The following is a 2,589-nucleotide window of genomic DNA, read 5'->3' on the forward strand; positions in this document are numbered from 1 at the left end:
CGGATAGACCTCGTTGATCGGGTCGATAAAGCGCTGTTGCGGCGGATTTTTCGCGTCGGCCAGGCCGGTTCAACTGTTCGGTCGTAACTCGGTATCCGGCACCTACGGCTACTTCAAGGAAGAAGCCCTGTGCAAAGGCGACTACAAGGCTAACGTGAACGAGCAACCAGGTTCGGCTTCGGTTGTTCAGTCGATCAGCTCCTCGCTGAACGGCATCGGTTACTCGGGCATCGGTTACAAAACCGCCAGCGTGAAAACTGTTGCTCTGTCCAAGAAGGGCAGCACTGAGTTCATCGAAGACACCGAAGAAAACGCACTGAACGGCAAGTACCCACTGTCCCGTTTCCTGTACGTATACGTCAACAAAGCCCCGAACAAGCCTCTGGCCCCGCTGGAAGCCGAGTTCGTGAAACTGGTTCTGTCGAAACAGGGTCAGGAAGTTGTAGTGAAAGACGGCTACATCCCGCTGCCAGCCAAAGTTGCCGCAAAAGCACTGGCTGACCTGGGTCTGGCGGAAGGCGGCGCTGAAGTCGCAAAAAAGTAACAAATTGAGTTCGGGATAAACCCTCCGGACTTGTATCGGGGGCAGCAGGAGCTGCCCCCTTTCACTTCTAATTCTCTATCCACTGCTGGTTCCCGCTAGCGGCGGATTTGTTGCGTCACTGCACTGTCATCTTTCTGTCATACAGGATCGCTAGGGTGTGCGAATGAATGATCTGGCCAATTCCAACATGACTACTAATCCCCCCAAGCGAATTGACTTCAATACGCCTGAGTTGCAACGCAAGCGCCAAATTCGTGCGCTCAAAGATCGTCTGACCCGCTGGTACGTCCTTGTAGGCGGCCTTGCGGTGCTGGGCGCGATCACGTTGATCTTCTTCTTCCTTGCCTATGTCGTCGCACCTCTGTTCCAGGGTGCCAGCCTGACGGCCAAGGACGCTATCACGCCAGCCTGGATGCAAGACGCCGGCAAGCCGTTGATGATTTCCCTGGAAGAACAGAACCAGGTGGCCATGCGGGTTTCCGACAAGGGCCAGGCGTTGTTTTTCGATGTCGACAGTGGCGCTGAGCTCAAGCGCGTCGATCTGCCGATCCCGGCCGGCACCACAGTGACCTCCATCGGCGAAGACCAGCCAGGTCATCCACTGGTTGTGGTCGGGTTGTCCAACGGTCAGGCGCTGGTGTTCCGTCACACCTATAAAGTCAGCTATCCGGAAGGCAAGAAGACCATTACACCGGCGGTTGAATACCCGTACGGTGAAGCACCGATTGCGTTGAACGAAGCCGGCGGAGCCCTGGAGCACGTCAGCCTCAACGCCAACGATTCCACCCTGTTGCTGGCCGGTGCTACCGGCGCGCAACTGCATGTACTTTCGCTGACCAGCGAAGAAAACATGATGACCGGTGAAGTCACCAACGAGCAGAAGCGCATCGAACTGCCGCAGATGACCGAGCCGGTGAAGAACATCTTCGTCGACCCGCGCCAACAGTGGCTGTACGTGGTCAACGGGCGTGCCCAGGCCGATGTGTTCAGCCTGCGCGACAAGAGCCTCAACGGTCGTTACAAACTGCTTGAAGACGGCGAAGCCCAAGTGACCGCCAGTACTCAACTGGTCGGCGGCATCTCGCTGATCATCGGCGACTCCAAAGGTGGCCTGGCCCAGTGGTTCATGGCACGTGATCAAGACGGCGAGCAACGCCTGAAGCAGATCCGCACCTTCCAGATGGGCACCACGCCTATCGTGGAAATCACCGCCGAAGAGCGCCGCAAGGGCTTCGTCGCCCTCGACGCCAGCGGCAAGCTTGGTGTGTTCCACAGTACTGCTCACCGCACCTTGCTGGTGGATCAAGTGGTCGAAGGTTCGGGCCTGTTCGGTCTGTCGCCACGTGCCAACCACGTGATCGTGGAGCAGGGTGGCAAGCTGCAACCGTTGTTGCTGGACAACCCGCACCCGGAAGTGTCGTGGAGCGCGTTGTGGAGCAAGGTCTGGTACGAAAACTACGACGAGCCTAAATATGTCTGGCAATCGACCGCCGCCAACACCGACTTCGAACCGAAGCTGAGCCTGTCTCCGCTGACATTCGGCACCTTGAAAGCCGCGTTCTACGCGATGTTGCTGGCAGCACCACTGGCCGTTGCCGCCGCGATCTACACCGCGTACTTCATGGCTCCGGGCATGCGTCGCAAGGTCAAGCCGGTGATCGAGCTGATGGAAGCGATGCCGACGGTGATCCTCGGTTTCTTCGCCGGCCTGTTCCTTGCCCCTTATGTGGAAGGGCACCTGCCGGGCATCTTCAGCCTGCTGATGCTGCTGCCGATCGGCATCCTGGTCGCGGGTTTCACCTTCAGCCGCCTGCCTGAGTCGATCCGCCTGAAAATTCCCGATGGCTGGGAAAGCGCGCTGCTGATTCCGGTGATCCTGTTCGTGGGCTGGCTGTCGCTGTACATGAGCCCGTTCATGGAGAACTGGTTCTTCGGCGGTGACATGCGCACCTTCACCGGTGCCTTGCATCACCACCCGGCCGTTTTCCAGCACATACGCACGGTCGGCGATTTTCAGCGCCTGGTTGGCGTTTTGCTCGACCAGG

3 pseudogenes are annotated in these 2,589 nt (G+C 58.4%); 2 read left to right on the forward strand and 1 reads right to left on the reverse strand.

The features are described 5' to 3' along the window. Window positions 1-61: 61 nt before the first annotated feature. Window positions 62-544, forward strand: a pseudogene (locus tag ACQKP2_RS32420) (substrate-binding domain-containing protein); the annotation flags it as partial. 163 nt (window positions 545-707) lie between these two features. Then, window positions 708-2,492, forward strand: a pseudogene (locus ACQKP2_RS32425) (ABC transporter permease subunit); the annotation flags it as partial. A 6-nt stretch (window positions 2,493-2,498) separates the two neighbouring features. On the opposite strand, the pseudogene ACQKP2_RS32430 reads toward ACQKP2_RS32425, so the two are convergent. Next, window positions 2,499-2,589 (reverse strand): annotated as a pseudogene (locus ACQKP2_RS32430) (ABC transporter ATP-binding protein); the annotation flags it as partial.

Origin of the sequence: Pseudomonas sp. NPDC089569 (genome assembly GCF_050280625.1) — a bacterium.
Lineage (GTDB): Bacteria > Pseudomonadota > Gammaproteobacteria > Pseudomonadales > Pseudomonadaceae > Aquipseudomonas.